The 20804-nt window shown below is 65.9% G+C and carries 18 protein-coding genes; 11 read left to right on the forward strand and 7 right to left on the reverse strand.

Annotation, left to right across the window (positions count from 1 at the left end; all coding sequences use genetic code 11):
• The first annotated feature begins 72 nt into the window (after positions 1-72).
• Complete coding sequence (locus tag AAF481_14645; protein ID MEM7482411.1) at positions 73-654, forward strand: cysteine dioxygenase family protein; 582 nt, start codon at positions 73-75, stop codon at positions 652-654.
• 356 nt (positions 655-1010) lie between these two features.
• On the opposite strand, the gene AAF481_14650 is transcribed toward AAF481_14645, so the two are convergent.
• Entirely contained in the window at positions 1011-2435 is a 1425-nt protein-coding gene (locus tag AAF481_14650; protein ID MEM7482412.1) for a tetratricopeptide repeat protein, read from the reverse strand.
• A 63-nt stretch (positions 2436-2498) separates the two neighbouring features.
• Positions 2499-2840, reverse strand: coding sequence for a hypothetical protein (locus AAF481_14655; protein ID MEM7482413.1), 342 nt, complete (start codon positions 2838-2840; stop codon positions 2499-2501).
• A 241-nt stretch (positions 2841-3081) separates the two neighbouring features.
• On the opposite strand from AAF481_14655, the gene AAF481_14660 reads away from it, so the two are divergent.
• Genes AAF481_14660 through AAF481_14680 form a run of 5 tightly spaced genes read left to right on the forward strand, consistent with a single transcriptional unit; the run spans position 3082 to position 10652 of the window.
• Positions 3082-4446: a hypothetical protein gene (locus AAF481_14660; protein ID MEM7482414.1), complete on the forward strand. Its 1365-nt coding sequence runs from the start codon at positions 3082-3084 to the stop codon at positions 4444-4446.
• 26 nt (positions 4447-4472) lie between these two features.
• Positions 4473-5141 carry a hypothetical protein gene (locus tag AAF481_14665; protein ID MEM7482415.1) on the forward strand — a complete coding sequence of 223 codons (669 nt, stop codon included), beginning with the start codon at positions 4473-4475 and terminating at the stop codon, positions 5139-5141.
• 37 nt (positions 5142-5178) lie between these two features.
• Entirely contained in the window at positions 5179-7746 is a 2568-nt protein-coding gene (locus tag AAF481_14670; GenBank protein ID MEM7482416.1) for a protein kinase, read from the forward strand.
• A 13-nt stretch (positions 7747-7759) separates the two neighbouring features.
• Complete coding sequence (locus AAF481_14675) at positions 7760-9007, forward strand: HD domain-containing phosphohydrolase (protein ID MEM7482417.1); 1248 nt, start codon at positions 7760-7762, stop codon at positions 9005-9007.
• Between the two features lie 4 nt (positions 9008-9011).
• A complete protein-coding gene (locus AAF481_14680) occupies positions 9012-10652 on the forward strand; it encodes an adenylate/guanylate cyclase domain-containing protein (GenBank protein MEM7482418.1) in 1641 nt (546 codons plus the stop codon).
• Here AAF481_14680 and AAF481_14685 read toward each other — a convergent pair.
• Together AAF481_14685 and speB are read right to left on the reverse strand one after the other, a co-directional pair.
• The gene (locus AAF481_14685; protein ID MEM7482419.1) at positions 10579-11061 is read right to left on the reverse strand and encodes a tRNA (cytidine(34)-2'-O)-methyltransferase; all 483 of its coding nucleotides are present in this window, start codon (positions 11059-11061) and stop codon (positions 10579-10581) included. The two genes, AAF481_14680 and AAF481_14685, sit on opposite strands and share 74 nt — an antisense overlap.
• Positions 11061-11957, reverse strand: coding sequence for an agmatinase (gene speB, locus AAF481_14690; GenBank protein ID MEM7482420.1), 897 nt, complete (start codon positions 11955-11957; stop codon positions 11061-11063). The genes AAF481_14685 and speB overlap by 1 nt, the downstream gene beginning before the upstream one ends.
• A gap of 114 nt (positions 11958-12071) precedes the next feature.
• On the opposite strand from speB, the gene radC reads away from it, so the two are divergent.
• The 5 genes from radC to AAF481_14715 all read left to right on the forward strand — a co-directional run bounded on the left by radC (position 12072) and on the right by AAF481_14715 (position 17846).
• Positions 12072-12761: a DNA repair protein RadC gene (gene radC / locus AAF481_14695; GenBank protein MEM7482421.1), complete on the forward strand. Its 690-nt coding sequence runs from the start codon at positions 12072-12074 to the stop codon at positions 12759-12761.
• Positions 12762-12807: 46 nt separating this feature from the next.
• Positions 12808-14121 (forward strand): nickel pincer cofactor biosynthesis protein LarC, encoded by a 1314-nt coding sequence (gene larC / locus AAF481_14700; GenBank protein ID MEM7482422.1) that lies wholly within the window; start codon positions 12808-12810, stop codon positions 14119-14121.
• Entirely contained in the window at positions 14114-15025 is a 912-nt protein-coding gene (locus AAF481_14705; GenBank protein ID MEM7482423.1) for an Hsp33 family molecular chaperone HslO, read from the forward strand. The genes larC and AAF481_14705 overlap by 8 nt, the downstream gene beginning before the upstream one ends.
• Positions 15026-15094: 69 nt before the next feature.
• Positions 15095-17035, forward strand: coding sequence for a methionine--tRNA ligase (metG, locus tag AAF481_14710; protein MEM7482424.1), 1941 nt, complete (start codon positions 15095-15097; stop codon positions 17033-17035).
• A gap of 10 nt (positions 17036-17045) precedes the next feature.
• Positions 17046-17846, forward strand: coding sequence for a TatD family hydrolase (locus AAF481_14715; protein MEM7482425.1), 801 nt, complete (start codon positions 17046-17048; stop codon positions 17844-17846).
• On the opposite strand, the gene AAF481_14720 is transcribed toward AAF481_14715, so the two are convergent.
• The 3 genes from AAF481_14720 to AAF481_14730 form a co-directional block, all read right to left on the reverse strand.
• Positions 17843-18220 carry a hypothetical protein gene (locus tag AAF481_14720; protein MEM7482426.1) on the reverse strand — a complete coding sequence of 126 codons (378 nt, stop codon included), beginning with the start codon at positions 18218-18220 and terminating at the stop codon, positions 17843-17845. The two genes, AAF481_14715 and AAF481_14720, sit on opposite strands and share 4 nt — an antisense overlap.
• Before the next feature lie 813 nt (positions 18221-19033).
• Positions 19034-19777: a hypothetical protein gene (locus AAF481_14725; protein MEM7482427.1), complete on the reverse strand. Its 744-nt coding sequence runs from the start codon at positions 19775-19777 to the stop codon at positions 19034-19036.
• 243 nt (positions 19778-20020) lie between these two features.
• Complete coding sequence (locus tag AAF481_14730; protein MEM7482428.1) at positions 20021-20797, reverse strand: Nif3-like dinuclear metal center hexameric protein; 777 nt, start codon at positions 20795-20797, stop codon at positions 20021-20023.
• Positions 20798-20804: the final 7 nt, after the last annotated feature.

The following is a 20804-nucleotide window of genomic DNA, read 5'->3' on the forward strand; positions in this document are numbered from 1 at the left end:
CCTCGACGCTCGAATCGCCCTCCCATAGAATGTCCTGGAACAATGCCGGGCAGCCGGCGGGAGGGAGTGGACATGACGGCAACTACGATGGCGGCGAGCGGAGTGGAAGAACTGATCGAGCTGATCGATCACGCGGTAAGTGAAACCAAGGTGGAGGACATCACCCAGCGGGTACAGCAGGGGCTGACCCGCCTGATCCGTCAAGGGTCGCTCCGCCTGCCGGAAGATCTCTGCCGGGTGACGCCGGGCCACTATGCCCGTCGCCTCGTCCATCGCAGCGAAGAGCATGGCTGGGTGATGGTGGCGATGACCTGGGGGCCGGAGCAGTCGACCCCGCTCCACGACCACGCCGGTACCTGGTGCGTGGAGGGAGTGATCGACGGAGCGATTGAAGTCGCTCAATTCCATTTGCTCGAGGACGACGGTGAACTGTGCCACTTCGTGCCGATGGGTACTCTCTGTACCGGCGTCGGCTCCGCCGGCGCCCTCATCCCGCCCTACGAGTACCACATCATCGCCAACCCCGACGCCACCAGCTCCGCGGTGACGCTCCACATCTACGGCGAAGAGATGACCGAGTGCACCAGCTTCGAACCAGCCGGATCCGAGTGCAAATACCGCCGCACCCGACGCCAGCTTCGGTACGACGCCTAGTAAAAAAAATGCCGACGCGGCGGAACACGTCGGCAAAAAAGCTTGCGGCGGAGCGAAACCTGGTCCGAGGTTTCGAGCCCTGAGGTGGGAAGTCTCTGAAGGACTCCCGCGGTGGGCTCTCCGGGTTTCAGGCTCGTTCCTGCCTCGACGGAGCGAGGCATGTGGTCCAGGTCGTTGACCCACCGTGACTCCGGCTTCGGGGGCGACGAATCCGGCGGCTTACGGGCGGCTGACCCTTTCCACAAGAGGGTAGGTGCGTGACTCGCGGAAAGTGTGACAGTTGGTTCGAAAGAATTTTTCGCGAATCGGGGCCGGCCGACCGATCGGATCGGTCCTCAGGGGGGCGAGGGGGTCCTTCAGGATGGGGTTTCCGGCTGGGTGGGGGGAGCGAACTGCCGCTTGCGGAGGGTCGTCTGGAGGTCGCGAACCCAGGCCTCCGTCGCCGATTCGAGTTCGAGCGCCTGACACAGCAACACGATCGCGGCAACGGCGAATTGCTGCGCCCCCGTGGCCTGCAGAATCGGAACGGATTCCTGCGCCAACTGGCGAGCTTCAGCCGCCCGTCCCTGGCCGAGGTAACGGGCCACCAGATCCACCGAAACGAGGGCGACATCGTAGCCCTGCCCCTGCTCGACATACTGATCCCGGACTTCGATCAGGATCCGCTGGCCGCGGCCCGCATCGCCCGTTTCGAGGGCGGTCTGAGCCTCTAGCCAGCGCGCCCTCAATTGATCGCCGGGGCCGCCAAACCGCTTGACCAATCGCTTGATCTTGGGTAGGAGCACCACCACTTCTTCGACCCGACCCACGTAGACCAGATCGCAGGCAAGGTTTTGGTAGGCCACCCACTGCAGTCGAGGCTCACGCTGCGTGTCGATCTGCTGCAGAGCCCGGCGAGCCATCGGGATGGCTCCTTCCGGGTCGCCGGTGTAGGAGAGGATCAGGGCGACACTCAACAAGCAGCGGCCTTCGAGATGTAGATCGCCCATCCAGCGATGGATGGCGACCGCCTGTTCCAGCAGTCGGCGGGCCTCTCCAAAGCGGTCTTGCATGCGGAGGAGGGAGGCCTTGAGTTCGTTGATATCGGCCTGCTCGCGGGGATCGAGACTGCCCCGGGCCATCGCTTCGTCGGCCCGTTGGTAGGCCTCGGCGGCCCGGTTCACCCGGCCGAGAATGCGGCAGACGCTGCCCTCGTAGGCCCAGGCCCGAGCCTCGAAGTCCGCCAGGCGAGCGCGCCCGTAGTTCGCGGGGTCGAGACGGGCGAGGAGACGCCGGGCCTTGCGCACCTGCCGTAGGGATGCATGCGGGTCGAAGGACCATCCTGCGCGAACCGCGTCGAGCAAGGCTTCGACGTTCCCGAGGGTGCGGTGGCGCGGATCGTCTTCCAGATGGGGGACCGGTACCTCGACATCGCTGTTCTGGAAACTCAGGCGTTCCATCAACGCGCCGGCGCTTCGGCGCTCGCGGGTCATTCGCTCGCGATGGTCGGTGAACCAAGAGACGGCGGCATCCAGCACCGGTCCGTAGTCCAGGGATTTGCCCACCGCGTAGAGCCTCGCCGACAACCGGCGGCATCCTTCCTCGAGGATCCGCAGCCAGCGCCCGCTGGCTCCGATCACCAAGCCGCGCGGACAATGAACCTCGAGAAGCGCCTCCCGCACGAAGCGAGAGGCGGTCTCCAGAGGCACATGGTGCTGAGCCAGGATCTCGTCGGCAGCCCGCCGAGTCGCGGCGACCAGCTCCTCGACGGAGGCGGGAGCATGGGCTTTGCCCTTTAGCATAGTCGTATTATTCACATTCGCATCTAATGAAACAAGGCCCTGGGCGGAGATTTTCTGGAAGTCCTAGCCACCGGTCGGATCGACGGTCGGTCGCGGATCGTCCTCGTCGTGATCGGTGGGCTCGTTCTGCGATTCACTTCCGAAGTCCGTCGGGGGACAGCTCGTGGGACAAGCCGGCGGGAGCCAGCCGGCGACCGTGGGCCGTCCGCTTGGCGTGACCGGCCCAGCCAGCCGGGAGAGGAAGCGGATCAGGCGGTCAGCCCAGGCCGGGTAGGGGTTCTCCTCTCCAGCGCCGGGCGCAGCGGCGTCGGTTGGATCGGCACTCGCGGCCACCGTCGGCAGCGAGACGATGGCGACGAGGCAAAGGGTCACCAGCACAGTGCAGGTTTGCTTTCGAGGCTTCATGACATCACTCCTTTCAGATGTGCCGAGCAACTCGCCCGGCACTGGAGGTCGATGCGAAGCCGACCGGAAAGGCTGAGTGGCCTTTCGACAAAATATTTATGAAATGACTACGAAGAGGTGAGGAACATAGATTTGGAGAAAATGTGCGGAAAGAGGTCCCATGGGGCGAAGGGTCACTGGGGAAGGGGTATAATTTGCCGGCGTCTGTAGGGCCGTCTAATGTCCGGAGGGGAGCGATGCATTGAAACTACCGGTGTGGGTTGCCGGCGCAGTGTTCTTCTGCACCGGTTCGGGGAGCAGTGTGCTCATCGCGCAGCCCGACCCGAATGCGCCTCTCGAGCGGCGCCTCGACATCTCCGTCGAGGTCAAGACGAACTACAGAAATAGCGCTGATGTTGCCCTTCAACTGCCGCTGCTGATCCTGCCGGACGGTTCGCCGTTGCTGCCGGAAGGTCCGGTTTTGCGCACCGTCGATCCCGGGTCTCATCTCGAAATCTCGACGGCGACCTTGTTCGTGGACGCGGCTTGGGGAGACGCCCTCGCGGCCCATCTGAAACTGGACGTGATCGATCTCTACGATCGCAATCCGACCTCGACGGATCAGGACGTGGATCTCGACGAGGCGTGGATTCGCCTCGGCCGAGAGTCCGAGCCGGCGATTCTCCCGGAGGTGACCGGCGGCTACTTGAAGATCGGCAAGTTCCCGCACTTCGAGCGCCAGGACGACCGCCACCTGGAGAGCTACGGTGTGGTCTCCACCGCCTTCAACCGCTTTGAAGATCTCGGTTTGGAAGGCGGCTTCGATCTGGGGCGGCACCTCTATGCCAAGCTCTCCGCCACCCAAGGCAATCCGCTTTTTATGCGAGATCCGAACGCGCTGGCCGGCGACAATGGTACCCGCATCGAGGTGATCGACGGCCGCGCGCCGCGGCTGGGCAGCGGCATCGTCATCGCCTACGACGCCGAGGTCGAGGACCTCAACAGCGAGACGGACCTGGAGATCGGCGCTGGGCTCGGTTTTCGCCTCGGCGACGACCTGGGAGAAGACGGCATGGACCTGCTGGTGTGGGGCTACCGCCGCAAGCTCGCCGACACGGTGGTGCTGGAGGGCACCGAATACGGCGGCGACCTCGATCTCCTGGGCGGCCCCCTCAATCTCTTCCCGTTGCCGACGACCGGCGACGAGAAGGAAGAGTTCGGAGTCAACTACTGGTTCTATCGGCGTGGGTTCAGCCTCTTCTTGCAGGCGGTCGACCAGGACCTCGCGGGTTTGGAGCGGACCGGTCTCGAAGCGGAAGCCGCGTGGCGCTTCGACCTGCCGGTGCGGTGGGCGGTGGGAGGGCGCCAGCTCTTCACTCACATCGCTCCGGCGGTACGTTTCTCGTCCCTCGATCCAGACTTTGGCAACCCGAGAATGGGGCCACTGGCCAGCTTCACCTGGCAGTGGCAGAAAATCGACGCGGGGGTTCGGATCGGCATCGTGCCGGGAGCCGAATTGACCATCGAACACGCCGCGAACGAATTCGAACTGGCCTCCGGGCGAACCGTGTCGAACGATGAAACCCTGGTCACCATGCGCTGGAGGTTTGGAGGAGACCTCGGTTGAGGCGGCGTATGGGCTGTAGCCGAAGGGTGACTCTCCCGATGTTGCTGATGGCCTTATGCGGCCTCCCCGGGCCGGCCTTCGCCGTGGATCTCACCGGCCAGATCCGGCTGTTGACGGAGAGCGGTCGGGGATCGGCGCGCGGGGCGGGAGAGAGCCCGATCGTGGTGTTCTACGAACCGGATCGCGGCGGGGAAGCACCGAAGCCCCAGCAGTTGGTGGTGGAGACTCGCCGCAAGCAATTCCAGCCGCGGGTGATCGTGGTGACCCAGGGGAGTTCGATTCGCTTTCCCAACCGCGACCCCATTCTCCACAACGTCTTTTCGGTGACCCGGGGCAACACCTTTGATCTCGGCCTCTACCGTCGCAGTGCCGGGGAAACGGTGACCTTCGACACACCCGGGCTGGTGCGGGTGTACTGCAACATTCACCAGGAAATGGTGTCGTTCGTGTGGGTGGTCTCGACGCCCTATTTCGCTCTGGCCGACGCCGACGGTGAGTTTCGGTTGTCCAGCCTGCCCGCGGGACCGGGGACCCTGACCCTCTGGCACGAGCGCAGCGACCTGAAAACCCTTCGCGTAGAGCGTCCGGGCGGCGGCCCGATACACTCGGACCTGACCTTGAGCAAACCGCGAGCGGTCAAGCACCTCAACAAGTTTGGACGATCCTACAGGCGTTCAAGGCGTGATCGATACTGAGAGACTTTCCGGAGAAAGGGCCGATTGGAGCCCGGGTTTGGGTACCCGGCTGTTCCTGGTCTCCGCCCTGTCGATCACCCTGGCGGTGATCGCGGCGGTGGCCTATTCCTCGTACCAGGCCCGCCGCATCGCCCGGGAAGCGGTGTCCGGTGATCTCGCCCAGAGTTCCGAGGTACAGGCGGAACTGCGGGAAATTCGCATCGAACGGCAGGACTTCGACGCCCGCCTGGTGTCGAACGATCCCTTCGTGGCGGCGCTCTTCGCCGAGGCCTTGGAGTCCGGCGACAGTCTGTCGATTCGCGACCAACTGGAGGAGCGGCAGGCGGACATCGGTTACGACTTCGCCGTCCTGGTCGATCTCGACGGACGGGTCGCCGCCTGGACCGGCCGGCCCGATGCGGCGGGCCGGGATGTCTCCGGCTGGTCGCTGGTCGGTGCAGCCTTGGAGGGTGGCTTCGCGGACGGATTCTGGGTTGAGGAGCAGGTGCTGTACGACACCGTGGCGGTGCCCGTGGGACGAGGCTTCGAGCTGATCGGCTATCTGATCACCGGTGTCGAAGCCTCCCAGGGGCTCGGCGAGATCGCCGGACTGAGCAACACGGAACTGGTCTACCTGACGCCCAATGGAACTTCCCTCGCCCGCCACGGTGCGACCCTCGAGGGCGAGCAGGTGCTCGATCTGGTGACCGCCCTGGAGGATCGACCGGAGGTCCTCGATCGCGTCCTCACCGCCGGTGAGCGGGTGGGAGAGCTCGATCTTCTACTCGGCTCGGAGCCTTGGCTGGTGCAGGTCATTGCGCTGCGCGACGCGGCCGGCGAGCCGGTAGCCGCGGCGGTGACCCTGGCATCCGTCGACCAGGAGATGGCGCCCTTCCAGGCCATTGGCCGTGCCTTGCTCTGGTCCGGCGCCGGCGCACTGTTGCTCGCCCTCGCCCTCGCCTTCGCCTTCGGGCGCAACGCCCTGCGACCGATTCAGAAATTGGCCGCGGCGGCCACCGCCGCCCGCGGCGGCGACTACGACCAGGAGATCCAAGTCGAGCGCGGCGACGAGGTGGGAGATCTGGCTCGCTCTTTCGATCAACTGCTGTCGGACCTACGCGAGAAACGCGACATGGAGAGCTACCTGTCGGAACTCTCGCGCAGCCTGCCGGACGGTGGCATCGGCGCCGGCTCGCTGGCCGCCGGCGCTTCGGCCCTGCGCAGCCTCGATGGGGTGTTCCTGGGTTGCGACATCCGCTCCCTCGCCCGGGTGCCACCGGAAGCTTCCAAGGCGGTGCGGGAACTGGAGGCAGCCAGCCGCGCTGCCGAAACCGCCGTCGCCCGGCGTGGCGGGCGCCTCGACGCGGTCGCCGGCCATCGGCTATGGGCGCGTTTCGAAGGAGCCGATCAGGGCCCCCGGGCGCTGGCCGCCGCCGCCGAGATCGCCAGCGCCTTCGACGAAGACAGCGCTCCGGCCCTCGCCCTGGCGAAGGGCCGCGCCACAGTGGGTACTGCCTCCGGCGGATCTTCGGTGCGGCCGGTGTTGATGGGACCGGCGGTGCAGCAATTGGAGAGCCTGCTGCGAGAGGCTTCGCCGGGCGAGATTGTCTTCCCGCGTAATGTGGCCGAGGAATTGGCGCCACACCTCGCTTCTTCGGGTTTCGAACTGTCCGAACGCCGCGGCGTGCTCAGCCCGCAGCCACTCTTCATCCTCACCGGCCGCCTGGCGTCGCGAATGACCGCGTCGGTGCCGGTGGGCCAGGTGGCCGAGAAGGATTCCACCTCCCGGGCCACCCTCTCCGATATTCGGCCCGGCCAATTGATCGGCAGCCGCTTCGAGATCATGGAGGTGATCGGCTCCGGCGGCATGGGGGTGGTCTACAAGGCGCGGGACCGGGAACTGGACGATCTGGTAGCCCTCAAGATGCTGCGGGTCGATCGCATGGGAGATCCACTGCAGGTGGACCGCCTGAAGGCGGAGATCAAGCTGGCGCGCAAGATCACCCATCCGAACGTCCTGCGCACCTTCGACCTCGACGAGATCGACGGCATGCCATTCCTGTCGATGGAGTACATCCGCGGCATCACCTTGCGTTTCCTCCTGGACCGCACCGACCGCTTGCCCTATTCCGCCGGTCTGCGCCTGGCGCGGCAGCTCTGCCTCGGTCTCGACGCGGCCCACCGGGGAGGTGTTCTGCATCGCGACATCAAGCCCGAGAATTTGATTTTGGAGCCCTCTGGTAACGCCAAGCTGATGGATTTCGGCATCGCCCGCCGCATCGAACGGGCGGTGGCCGGCGACACGGCGGAAGGGGCGGTGATGGGCACTCCGCTCTATCTGGCACCGGAAGTGCTCGAAGGCAGGGAGGCCGATGCCCGCTCCGACCTGTATGCTGTAGGGGTTGTCCTGTACGAGATCTTCACCGGCGAGGTGCCCTTCAGCGGCATCGCCGTCGAGGTGATGGCGGCAACCCTGAGGCAGGATCCGCCGGCACCGAGAGACCACTGGGCGGAGATCCCGGCGGCGCTGGAGCGGATCATTCTCGACTGTCTGCAGAAGGAGCCTGAAGACCGGCCCGACTCGACCGCCGCCTTGCTTCACCGTCTCGACCAGTTGAGGGCCTGACGAGCACGAACCGATGCCCGATCGATTGGAAGCACGTCCTGCGAGCGCCTACGACCTCACCGCCGGTCTGCCGGTGGAGGGCGAAGCGATGGTGCTCCGGCGCCGGCTGGCGGATGTCGAAAAGCTGTTGACGATCAGCGGCGAGATCGCCCAGACCCTAGACCTCGATCGCCTGCTCGACCTCGCGCTGGTGCGCGCCGAGGAAGTGTGCCGGGCGGAAACCAGCTCTATCTGGGAACTCGACGAGGATCGTCAAGAACTGTTCTTCCGGGTCGTCCGCGGGCGTGCGGCGCCGGGCATTCGCGGTCTGCGGGTGCCCCTGGGGGAGGGCCTGGTCGGTGACATCGCCGCCACCGGTCGGCCGGAAATCGTCAATCGCGTGGAGTCCGACCCGCGCTGGCGCGGCGAGCCGATGGAGGGGTTCATCACCCGCTCCATCCTCACCGTTCCGCTGCAGGTCCACGGCCGCACCGTCGGCGTGATGCAGCTTCTCAATCCGGTGGATGATCCGGCCGACGAGTCCTCGTCGGAGGACAGCGGTTTGCGCGCCGAATCGGGCTTCACTACGGAGGATCTCTGGCGCATGCGGCTGTTTGCCGGGCCCCTCGCCCAGGCGATCGAGAATGCCCGCCTCTATGCCGCTCGGCGCCGCCAGTTTTACGACACCGTCGCCACCCTGGCGGAGGCCACGGAACGGCGCGATCCCTACACCGGCGGGCACGCCAGCCGGGTGGTGGCCTACTCCCTGCTGCTGGGACGCGAGATGGCGCTGAGCGATTCGCAGCTCGAGGAGCTGATGCTCACGGCGACGCTGCACGATGTGGGCAAGCTCTCGACCCCCGACGCGATCCTGCGCAAGCCGGCGCCGCTAACCGACGAGGAGCGGGTGATCATGCGCCGCCATCCGGACGACGGCGCCGAGATGCTGTCGCGCATTCACGACCTCCGGCACGTTGTGCCGGCGGTGCGGGCGCACCACGAGTGGGTCGACGGCAGCGGCTACCCGCGCGGCTTGTGCGGCGACGAGATTCCCCGCTCGGCGCGCATCGTGGCGGTGGCCGACGCCTTCGACGCGATGACCACGCACCGGCCGTACCGCCAGGGCTGCGACGGCGACACGGCGGCCCGGCACATCATCGCCGGAGCCGGCAGTCAGTTCTGCTCTTCGGTGGTCGCCGCCTTCGAACGCCTTTACGACGGCAACCGCTGGCTTCTCGCCCATGGACGCCTGTTGGCCCAGGGCGTCGTCGGTTCACCCTGAGCCGGTGCGCCTGCGAGTCCTTTCCGAGGACGAACCCCGAGTTTTCGAACTCGGTCCCGGCAAATCCGCTATCGGCCGCGGGGCGGAGAACCACGTCTCCTTGCGGGACCCGTCCGTTTCGCGCCGCCACTGCGAAGTACGGCCGCTTGCCGGTGGCGGCTGGGAGGTGGTCGACCTCGGCAGTACCAACGGTCTGCTACTGGACGGTACGTCGGTGGGCCGCGGCCGGCTGGTAGAGGGAGCGATCCTCACTCTCGGCATCTTCCAGCTCCAGGTGGAAGGACTGCCGCCGGAGGTCGACTCCGGTGCCGTCGGGCCGCCCACCACCGAGCGCATGGGGCCACCGCCGCAAGAGCTGGCGCAGGAGGCGCAAGTTCTGCTGCGCCTGGACGATATCGGCTCGGTGCTGGGTGAACGGGTACAGGAGGATCGCGTCCTCGAAGCGCTCGTCGAGCTGGGCCGCCGGCTGCTCCAGGCGGAAGACGTGGAGAGCGTCGCCGAGCGGGTGATGGACGCTGCCTTCACGGCCCTGGCAGTGGATCGCGGTTTCCTTTTCCTTTGCGAGCGGTCGGGGCTGTACTGCTACCTGGCGCGCCACGGTGAGCGGGTGGAGCGGCGGCCGGAGGGGGTGGTGCCGGTATCTACCACCATCCTGCGGCAGGTGGTGGAGCAGCAGGTGGCGCTGGTCACCGCCGACGCCCGCGCCGACGGCCGCTTCAGCGGCGGGGAATCCATCCGACTCCACCAGATCCGTGCCGCCCTGTGCGTGCCGCTTTGGTCCGACGAGCGGGTGATCGGGGTGATGCACCTGGACTCGCCGATGCGCTCCGAGGTGTTCGACGAACGCGACCTCGAACTGGCGACCGCCCTCGCCTCCTACGCTGCGATGGCCATCGAAGGGCGGCGGAACGCCGCCGACCTGGAGGTGGAGCGGCGCTCTCGGGAGCGCCTGGAGCGCTATCACTCGCCGGCGGTGGTGGAAGAAATCCTGCGGCTGGAGGGGATTGAGCGCCACGCCCTTCGGCCAGTGGAGGCGACGGTGATGTTCGCCGACCTGGTGGGGTTTACGGCGATGTCCGAAAAAGCTTCTCCGGGCGCCGTGGCGACCCTCCTGAGCGACTACTTCGACCGCGCCGTGGCGGCGGTTTTCGAGCACGGCGGCACCCTCGACAAGTTCATCGGGGATTGCGTGATGGCGTTCTTCGGTGCACCGGCGCCGCAGCCGAACCACGCCGAACGCGGCGTCCGGGCGGCCCTTGCCCTGCAGGCGGCGACGGATTCCTGGAACCTCCAGCGCCGAGCCGAAGGTCGAGAGCCGGTGTCGGTGCGCATCGCCTTGAACAGCGGTCCGGTGGTGGTGGGGGAAGTGGGCTCCGAGCAGCGGGTGGAGTACACCGTCCTCGGCGACACGGTGAACGTCGCAGCGCGCCTGGAAGACGTCGTGACGGCGCCGGGCGAGGTGGTGGTGGGGGAGGCGACGCACCAGCGCTTGGCGGAGACGTTCCTGTTCGAGAGCCTCGGCGACCACCGCCTCCAGGGCCTAGAGCGCCCGATCCGGGCCTATCGGGTGCTCAGTCCTGCCGGCGGTGGCGGTGTTGGCGCAGCACCTCGTACAGCGCCAGTGCCGCCGAGGTCGACAGATTGAGCGAGCGAAGCGCCGGATCGGCCATCGGCAGGGCGACCCTTCGGTGCGTGTACTTCTCGAGTACCGACGCCGGTAGACCGACGCTCTCCCGGCCGAAGACCAGCACCGTGCGGCGTGGGAAGTCGACGCTCCAGAAGTCCCGCGGAGCGGCCGGATCCAGCAAGAAAGGTTCCCCCAGGGCGTCGAGGCCGCCTTCGAACGCCTTCCAGGACGGCCACACCCGGGGATTCACCCGCGGCCAGTAGTCCAGCCCGGCCCGGCGCACCTGCCGGTCGTCCAGCTCGAAGCCCAACGGTTCCACCAGGTGGAGCTGCGCGCCGGCCGCCAGGCAGGTGCGTCCGACGTTGCCGGTGTTCCAGTGGATCTCCGGCTCCACCAGCACCGCGTGGAGATTCGCCGCGGGCCGCATCACCGCCGGCCGGCTTCCCGCAACTGGAGGTAGCCCAGGCACTTGTAGATCAGCTTCGCCGCCAGGAAATCCGGCGCGTGAAATCCGCCGATGGGGGCCAGCTCCACTACGTCCATGGCGAGAACCCGCTTGCGCTCAAACAGCCGGCGGAGCAAGGCGAGGGTGGGGTACCAGGTACCGCCACCGGGTTCCGGCGTGCCGGTGGACGGCATCAAGGAGGGATCGAGAAAGTCCACGTCGAAGGTCAGGTACACCGCTTCCGGCAGGGTGTCGAGCAGGTCGGTGAAGCGTTTGAGGGCCCGGTCGGAGGCCTCGAGTTCGTGGCCCCACAGCACCGGGAGTTGTCGCTCTTCGATCAGCGCCGCTTCCGGCGTCGAAAGAGAGCGGAGGCCGACGGCGAGGCTTGGGAATCCGTCGTCGACCAAGCGCCGCATCACCGAGGCGTGGCTGTAGGGCGTTCCGTCGTAGGCCTCGCGCAGATCCGCGTGGGCGTCGAACTGGACGATGCCGATCTCTTCCCCGGCGGCCTGCCGCGTTGCCCGGGCCGGGGCCTGGGTGAGGCTGTGTTCGCCGCCGATGGTGACCAGGAACTTGCCGTTGGTCAGGTGGCGAAAGGCCTCCGCCTCGATTTCCGCCAGGGCATCGGCAAGATCGAAGGACTCCGGCGAGAAGGCGGGCAACGTCGCGATGCCTTGGGCAAAGGGCTCTGAGTTGAGCTCCTCGTCCCACAGCTCGAGGGCCTGGGAGGCCTGGAGGATCGCCACCGGGCCCGCGCCGGTGCCCTTGCCGTAGGACGTCGTGCGCTCGAAGGGCACCGGCAAGATGGCGGCTCCGCTGGTCCGGTAGTCCGCTTCATCGGCTTCCAGCAGGGCGAAGGTATTGGGTAGGTTTGGCATCGTTGATTCCCTCAGCGAATTGGGATCCTCGGTGAGGATTCTTTCGCATTTCCGCTCGTCCGCAAGGTGTTCGCTCCCTTTGGCGTCTTCGGTACATGAAAGGAGAACGCGACGATGGCGGTGATGGACTTTGCGATACGAGACCTACCGAATGGTGAGCGGCCCCGGGAGCGCCTGCTGCGCGACGGCGCCCAGGGGCTTTCCGACGCGGAGCTGGTGGCGGTACTGCTGCGCTCCGGACGGCGCGGCCACTCGGCTCTGGCGATGGCGATGGAGATTCTGCGGCAGGCCGGCGGCCTGGAGGGACTCCTCGGCAGCGACGCGACTCGCCTGCAGCGGCCGGGACTCGGCCCGGCGAAGGCCTCGAGCGTGCTGGCGGCGCTCGAAATCGGTCGCCGGCTGGCGCGCGCCGAGATGCCGGCCCGCGCCCCCCTCGACCGGCCGGCGGCGGTTGCCCGCTACCTCAACCTGCGCTACGGACTGCACGGCCAGGAGGTGATGGGGGTGCTGTTCCTCGACGCCCGCAACCGCCTGACCGGCGAGCGGGAACTGTTCCGGGGAACCTTGCAGCGAGCAGTGGCGGAGCCGCGGGAGATCCTGCGGGAGGCGCTGCTGCACGGCGCGGCGGGCCTCCTGTTGTTCCATACCCATCCCAGCGGGGACCCCAGCCCGAGCGCCCAGGACCTTGTTTTCACCCGCCGCGTGGCGGACTCCGGAGACCTACTGGGTGTGCTGCTGGTCGATCACATGATCGTCGGCCGGGGAGGGCGCTGGACCTCCCTGCGGCAACACGGTGGATGGTAGCTAACAGGCCATTCCGACACTCATTTGCGTGGTAACTTCACGTCCCATGAAGGCCGGAAGCCACCTCCACCTGGACTGCCACAGCGGTATCGCCGGCGACATGTTTCTCGGCGCCTGTCTCGACCTCGGGATGCCCCTCGAAGTGCTGACCGAGGCGGTCGACGCGCTCGATCTGACGGGGGTCGCGATCGAGAGCTTTCGGGCCCTGCGGGGTGGGATATCCGGCATTCGCTTTCGGGTTCTGGAACACGGCGCGCCGGTCGAGGGTCCGGATCCCGAGGAAGAGGCCGGAGGACGTCACCACCACCGCCATGGCGATCACGGCCATCGCGACCACGAGCACGATCATTCCCATGGTCGCACCCTGTCGCAAATCGTCGAGTTGATCGCCGGCAGCCGACTCGGAGACGAAGTGAAGGCGACGGCGATGCGGCTCTTTCAGCGGTTGGGCGAGGCCGAGGCCAAGGTGCACGGCATGGCCATCGAGTCGGTGCACTTTCACGAGGTCGGGGCGATCGATTCGATCGTCGATCTGGTGGGCATCGCGGCGGCTTTCCATCATCTGGCACCGGATCGCATCACCGCGGGATCCGTGCGGGTGGGCTCCGGCGAGGTGATGACCGCCCACGGCCGGCTACCGGTGCCGGCGCCGGCCACCGCCGAGTTGCTCGCCGGCATCCCCATTCGGGGGGAAGGAGTCGGCGAACTGGTGACCCCCACCGGAGCGGTGATCTTGGCGGAGCTGGTGGGCGAGGTAGTCGACCAAGGTGTGCCGGCGATGGTGCTGGAGGCGACCGGCTACGGCCTCGGCAGGCGAGAGATCCCCGGCCAGCCCAACGCCCTCAGAATCCTGCGCGGCCGAGGGAGCGGCCAATCCGGCGCCAGCCCGTCCGCCCGAGTGACGGTGATCGAAACGGAAATCGACGACCTGCCGGCGGAGGGGCTGGGTCATCTGTTCGAGCGATTGCTCGAAGCCGGCGCCCTCGATGCCTACCTGACGCCGGTGCAAATGAAGAAGAACCGGCCCGGGTGTTTGGTGACGGTGCTGTGCCGCAAGGAAGAACGCCTGCCGCTGGCGAACCTGTTGCTCGCCGAGTCCGGCTCCCTGGGCTGCCGCTGGCACGAGGCGGAGCGCCTGGAGGCGGAGCGCTCCCACCGTACGGTGGAAACCCCCTGGGGACCGGTACGAGTGAAGGAGGGGTTCCTCGCCGGCCGTGCTCTTTCCGCCGCACCGGAGTACGAAGACTGCCGCAAGGTCGCGCGGGCCGCCGGGGTGACCTGGCGAGAGGTTTGGCGGGCGGCGCAGGTGGCGAGCGATGCGGGTCACGCCGCGGTCGAGGAAGGAGGCGGGGATGGCTGAAGCAGCGGCGACGGACTCCACGGAGATCTTTGCCCGGGGCACCCTCCAAACCGGTACCGCCGGAGGCGGTGAGTTGCGCTGGGCTTTTGTCGACCTGACGGAAATCGTCGAGACCATGCGCGGCCGCATGGACCTTTCGCCGGTGGCGGCCGCGGCTCTCGGGCGGAGCCTCGCCGGTGCCACCTTGATGCTGCGGATGGCGGCGAAGACGCCCAGCCGCATGGTCCTGGAGGTGCACGGCGACGGCCCCCTGGGCCATCTGATGGTCGAGGTCGACGACGCCGGCAACCTACGCGGCAGGGTGGCCCATCGGCAGGTGGATGTGCCGCACACGGCGGCCGGCAAGCTCAACGTCGGCGCGGCGGTGGGCAAGGGCCTGCTGCGGGTCGGCCGCGAGCGGCAGGGGAAGCGCTACCAGAGCCAGGTGGAGTTGGTGAGCGGTGAGATCGGAGACGATTTGGCCCATTACCTGCTGCAGAGCGAGCAGACCCGCACGGCGGTCCTGGTCGGGGTCCTCGGCAAGCCACAGGGGGTGGCGGGAGCCGGCGGTCTGATCGTCGAGGTGCTGCCGGACGGCGGGCTCGAAGCGGTCGAGCGGTTGGAAAGCAACATCGCCGCTACCGTCGGCGTCAGCCGGCTGATCGAGGCTGGCGGCCGGGAGGAAACCCTCGGTGCCATCCTCGCCGGTCTCGATCCGGTGGTGCACGAGGATCTGCCGGTGCAGTATCGCTGCCGCTGTAGCCGGAGCCGCCTGCGCAATCACCTGGCGGTGCTGAGCCGGGAAGAGATCGAGTCGATCGTCGGAGAGTCCGGCGAGATCGAAGCCGACTGCGTCTTCTGTTGTGCTCAGTACCGCTTTCAGCCGCAGGATCTGATCGCGGCCGGTTCGTCGTCCAAGGCCTGAGGGTCGCGGGCGCGGCTCGCGCCGGCTTTGCTACGATTCGCCGTCCGGAGAAGTCCTCGGAGGAATCTCATGAGTCGTTTCTACGTCACCACCCCGATCTACTACGTCAACGGCATGCCCCACATCGGGCATATCTTCACCACCGTCGTGGCCGACACCCTGGCGCGCTACCGGCGCTCTCGGGGGCAGGAAGTGCGCTTCCTCACCGGCACCGACGAGCACGGCCAAAACATCGAGCGCGCGGCGGAGAACGAGGGCATCCGGCCGATCGAGCTGGCGGACCGCATCGTAGAGCGCTACCACGAGCTGTGGAAGATCCTGGACATCTCGCACGAAGATTTCGTGCGCACCACCGAGGACCGCCATGCCCGCGGCGTCGAGGAGATGATCCAGCGGCTGGTGGCGGCGGAGGATCTCTATACCGCCCGCCACGAGGGTTGGTACTGCCCCTCCTGCGAGACCTTCTACACGGACAAGGAACTGGTGCCGGAGAACCGCTGCCCGGTGCACGAGACGGCGGCCGAGTGGCACTCCGAGGAGAACATCTTCTTTCGCCTGTCGAATTACCAGCAGCCGCTGCTGGACCTGTTCGAGCAGCATCCGGAGTTCGTGCAGCCTGGCACGCGATTGAACGAGGTGCGGTCCTTCGTCGAGTCGGGCTTAAGGGATCTCTCCGTCAGCCGGGCGGGTCTCACCTGGGGAATCCCCTTCCCGGAGCACGAGGGACAAACCGTCTACGTATGGCTCGACGCCCTGACCAACTACATCAGTGCCCTGGGCTTCGGCAGCGAGGCGACGGACCTCTACGACACGTTCTGGCAGGGCGGTGACGAGCGCCTGCACCTGGTCGGCAAGGATATTCTGCGCTTCCATGCGGTCTATTGGCCGGCCTTCCTGATGTCCGCCGGCCTGCCGCTACCGACCACCGTCTGGGCTCACGGTTGGTGGCTCCTGGACAAGAAAAAGGTCTCCAAGTCCGTCGGCAACGTGGTGCGGCCGGACGCCTTGATCGAACGTTTCGGGGCCGACAGCCTGCGCTACTTCCTGCTGCGGGAGATGGTCTTCGGCCAGGACGCCCAGTTCTCCGACGAAGGGTTCATCGAGCGCTACAACAGCGATCTGGCGAACACCCTGGGCAACACCGTGAGCCGGCTGGTGACCCTGTCGCGCCGCGCCTTCGGCGGCCAGACGCCGCCGCTCTCCTGCGACGACAATCCGCTGATCGGCGCGGCCGAAGAAGCGGTCGTCGGCTTCCACCAGGCGATGGGGGAGTTGGCCTTCAGCCGAGCCCTGGAGAGCCTGTGGAAGCTCCTTTCCCAGGCCAACCAGTACATCGTCGAGCGCGAGCCCTGGAAGATGATCAAGGACGAGTCAAAGCGCGACGCCCTGGCTCGGGTGCTGTGGAATGGCCTGGAAGCCACCCGCATCGCCACCACGGCGCTGTTGCCCTTCATGCCGCAGGTCGCACCCAAGGTGCTGGCCGCCATCGCGGGCGATGCCGAGAACGGTGACCTCGACTGGGGTGGCACCCCGGTGGACGCCGAGTTGCCGGAGAGCGGACCGCTCTTTCCACGCATTGACCAGAAGGCGTACCTGGCGGAGATCGCCGCTGCCGCGGAGGCGGAATCATCGAACGAGCAGGCGAGGCAACAGGCGGCCGAGATGGAGGAGCCCTCCGACGAAGGGCTGATCAAGATCGACCAGTTCTTCGAATCGGAACTGAGGGTCGGTACCGTCAAGCTGGCCGAGGCGGTACCGAAGTCCAACAAGCTGCTGCGTCTGGAAATCGATCTCGGCGAGGAGACGCTTCGTCAGGTGGTGGCCGGCATCGCCAAGCAGTATGCGCCGGAAGACCTGGTGGGTACTCAGGTGGTGGTGGTCGCGAACCTCGCTCCGGCGAAGCTGATGGGGGTCCAGTCTCGCGGCATGGTGCTGGCCGCCACCGTCGACGGCCAGCCAGTGGTCATCCGCCCGGAGACGCCGGTCGAGAACGGGACCCGCGTTTCATGAGGCCGGTCTGGTGAGCGAGCCCACTTCGGTACCCGGCGAGGGATTGATCGACTCCCACTGTCATCTGCAGTCCCTGCCGCCGGACGAGCGCGAACGCGCCCTCGACGCCGCCCGCGAGCGCGGCCTCCGCGGCTTCCTAGTACCGGCCATCCGGCTGAGCGACGCGGAAACCCTGCTCGACCTCTGCCACCGGCACGACGACGTGTGGTGTGCCCTGGGCGTCCATCCGCACGAGGCGAGTTCCTGGGCTGCCGAAGACTTGCCCGCCCTCCGCTCCCTGCTGGCGGAGCCCAAAGCGGTGGCGGTGGGGGAGTGCGGCCTCGACTTCTTCTACGACAACTCACCCCGCGAGGTGCAGGAGCGCGCCATGCGCGACCAGTGGGACCTGGCCCTGGAGCTGGATCTACCGGTGGTGGTGCACAATCGGGATTCCAACGAGAAGATGCTGGAAGTCTTCCGCGACCCAGGCTATGTGCACTTGAAAGCCGACTTCCACTCCTTCGCCGGTGGCCTCGAAATGGCCCGCGAACTGATCGCCCGGGACGCCTACCTCGGCCTCTCCGGGATGATCACCTTCAACCGGGCGGACAACGTGCGCGAAGTCCTGCCGGAACTGCCGCTCGACCGCGACCTGGTCGAGACCGACACCCCCTACCTCGCCCCGGTGCCCTACCGCGGCAAAAAGAACCAACCGGCCTACGTCCACGAAATCGCCCAGCGCCTGGCCGACGAACGCGGCGAGGCGCTCGAAGAGACCGTCCGGCGAACGACCGAGAACTTCTTCCGGCTGTTTTCGAAGGCTGCTGGTTAGTCGTCAGCCGTAAAGAATACGTCTACGGTCTTCGTATCCGTCACCTCTCCAAACTCATCGAGGACCAGGGCCTCGCTTGTGAACATCATGGCGTTGCCATGAGGATCGAAGTAAAGTCCCGAGAAGTATTCCGTCGAGATCGCCACCACTCCAGCGTCCACCAAGGTCTGCATTTCCTCCGGCTGGCTGATTCCATCGTGGTTGGAGTCGGCCCACAGTCCGATCATCTCGAATGCCTTGTCGCTACGGTCGATCCAGCCGTTGCCGTTGCCGTGAACGACATCCAGCTCAAAAAGCGCCTGATAGCCGTTCTGTGCGCGTCCTCCGCCCAAGAACGGAGTTGAATCGCCAAACAGCTCTTGCCCATTGTCCACTAGGCCGTTTCCGTTCCGATCGAGGAACAGAAAGGGATCGGTGTTCTTGGCATAGGCGTTCCACGCGATCCGCTCACGCTCGCCATCGGCATCTAGATCGAAGTCGACTCCATCCGCTCAGGAGGTGAACTCGAAGCCCTGTCGGTCGAGGTCTAAGACGATCGGGGAACACAATTGGGGATTGCCGTTCGGGCAGCTTGGCGGCGTCTGGCAATCGGGAGCCACCAGACAATCCACCGCAACCTGCTCTTGCGGCGTCTCATTGGTGTCCGCAACCTTCTGGCACTCACCTGGTTTGACAGCGCGCTGAACGTACTGCCCCGACGAAGTGATAGTTGCCTGACCCATGATGTGAGTGGAGCATCCGGAGCCGTACTGATCGTCTAGGCCTAGTAGGTGGCCCAGCTCGTGAGCAAAAGTGTCTTCAAGGATGTCTGAACGACCGCAGGGAACAACCCGACCGTCGGGTAGCCGAGCAAGCTCGTAGACCTTGATCAGATTCCCAGCGAAGGAGCCGCAAGTACCGTTCGGTGACAGGCCAGAAATGAAAGTGACATCGATTATTCGCCCCGCCCCCTGGGCCGACTGCTGCAGCCTCGGAAACGACCTGCCACCGGTGTTACAACTCTGGTTATTCCACTGATCCATTCCCCGTTGGAGCGCACTTGATTGAGAAGCGGTGAGGTTGGTACCTCGCACTTGCATCGAGTCGTAGCCTACTCTTTGGCCGGTTGAACGGCCCGAGCTGACGCACGCTAGGACGAAACCTGCAAAGGCGAGCGTGCTGAGGAATCCAATGAGCGGCGAGGCGGCTCATTCTCGCGCACCTCTCTTTGCATCTCGAAGAAAGGCTGACCATTTGACGGAGACATCCCGGAATCTTGACGGCGGAACCAACCAGCCATCCTCAGTTCTCTGAAAGAGTCCTGCGCCGGTCGAGAGAGCAAGAAATGGCTCGTTGGTATTCGTCACACGCGGCACCATCAAGACAACCTCATCTCCATGAATGGGAATTCGCTTGTAGCGCATATCGACCTTGCAGATTCGATAGGGCCCTGCCCGAAACTCTCCTACCGGGACGAAGAAGTAGATCGAGTTCGGAGCATTTCCTTTCAAGTTCTCGAGAACTCGCGCGGAGAACATCTGTCCTGGCTCGGACCGCAGAAATCCGGGAGCCGATTGATCCACCCTCGCCAAGACAATCAGAGCGTCGCCTTCTAGGGCATCTTGGAGAGTTGATCGGTCGGTTGTGATGTAGACGTCGTGATCGTAGAACTCCGTGACCTCGGTACAGCGGTTGGGGGAGGCGTTTCTAAGAAGTGAATGAATCGTGAGTTGGCTACCTGATGAGAGCAGCTCGCTGAGGCTCCCATCGGGATCGACTGCAACGTCCGCGGCGAGCCAAACGGGGATCGAGGGGTCTGATCCAAGAGGAACGTCGGCGTAGAGAACTGGCGGAATTTCTTGAGCCCACGAAGTTGGAGAGTGCCCAAAGACGAGATGGGCAGCCACTAGTGAGAGTACGACGGTCGGCAGATAGCGCTCAGGGAAACCCATGTTGAGTCCTTTTCGATCGTTCGACAATCAGAGTCACTGGCCTTGATGAATCTGGATCTCAAAATGACCGTAGCCTTTCCAAGGCCATTGGTCAAGAAACTGACGGCTAGCTGAATCGTGGATCCGTGGTACTCCCTAGGCAGAAGCCCAGAGGCCTGAACGTTTGTTGTCGTGACCGAAGAAGGGCAGCAAAAGCTGAATTCGAGGAGTGAGTGGCGCGTCGAAGGCTAGGCCGTCGCGGCTTCAGACCGGATTCGGCACGTCGATGAATTCGACGTCCACGCCATAGCGTTCGGCGACCCATTCGCCGAGGGTCCGGATGCCGATGCGCTCGGTCGCGTGATGGCCGGCAGCGAGATAGTGGATTCCGCACTCGCGGGCGGTGTTGGTGACCCACTCGCTGACCTCACCGGTGAGGAAGGCGTCCAGGCCCTCGTCGATGGCTTTGAAGAGGTCGCGCTGGGCGCCGCCGCTGACGATGCCGAGGGTGCGGACTCGATCGGGGCCTGTGCCGAGATGTAAGGGGGCTTGTGCGTAGAGGGCTTTGGCCCGACGCACCAACTCTTCGGCGGTGATGGCCTCTGGGAACCGTCCCTGGAAACCCGTCGGCAAGCCGTCGTGGAAGGCGAAGGGCTCGAGATCTTCGAGGCCCAGGGCGCGGGCGGCCAGGGCGTTGTTGCCGACCTCGGGATGGCGGTCGAGGGGGAGGTGGTAGGCAATCAGGTTGAGGTCGGCGGCGAGCAGGGCGCGGATGCGCCCGTACTGCATGCCGGTGATGGGGTAGGGGTCTCCGCGCCAGAAGACGCCGTGGTGCACCAGAACCGCCTGGGCCCCGGCCGCTGCCGCGCGCTCGAAGAGTTCGCGGCAGGCCGAGACCCCGGTGACGATCTTGTGGATCTTCGAGGCGCCCTGGACCTGGAGGCCGTTGGGGCAATAGTCCGTGCCCTGGTCGGCCTCCAGGAAGACATCGAGATCGGCGACGAGGCGGTCGCGCTCTACGGTGCCGGAGTGGGCGCCCAAGGTGCCG

The organism is Acidobacteriota bacterium (genome assembly GCA_039030395.1).
Taxonomy (GTDB): domain Bacteria; phylum Acidobacteriota; class Thermoanaerobaculia; order Multivoradales; family JBCCEF01; genus JBCCEF01.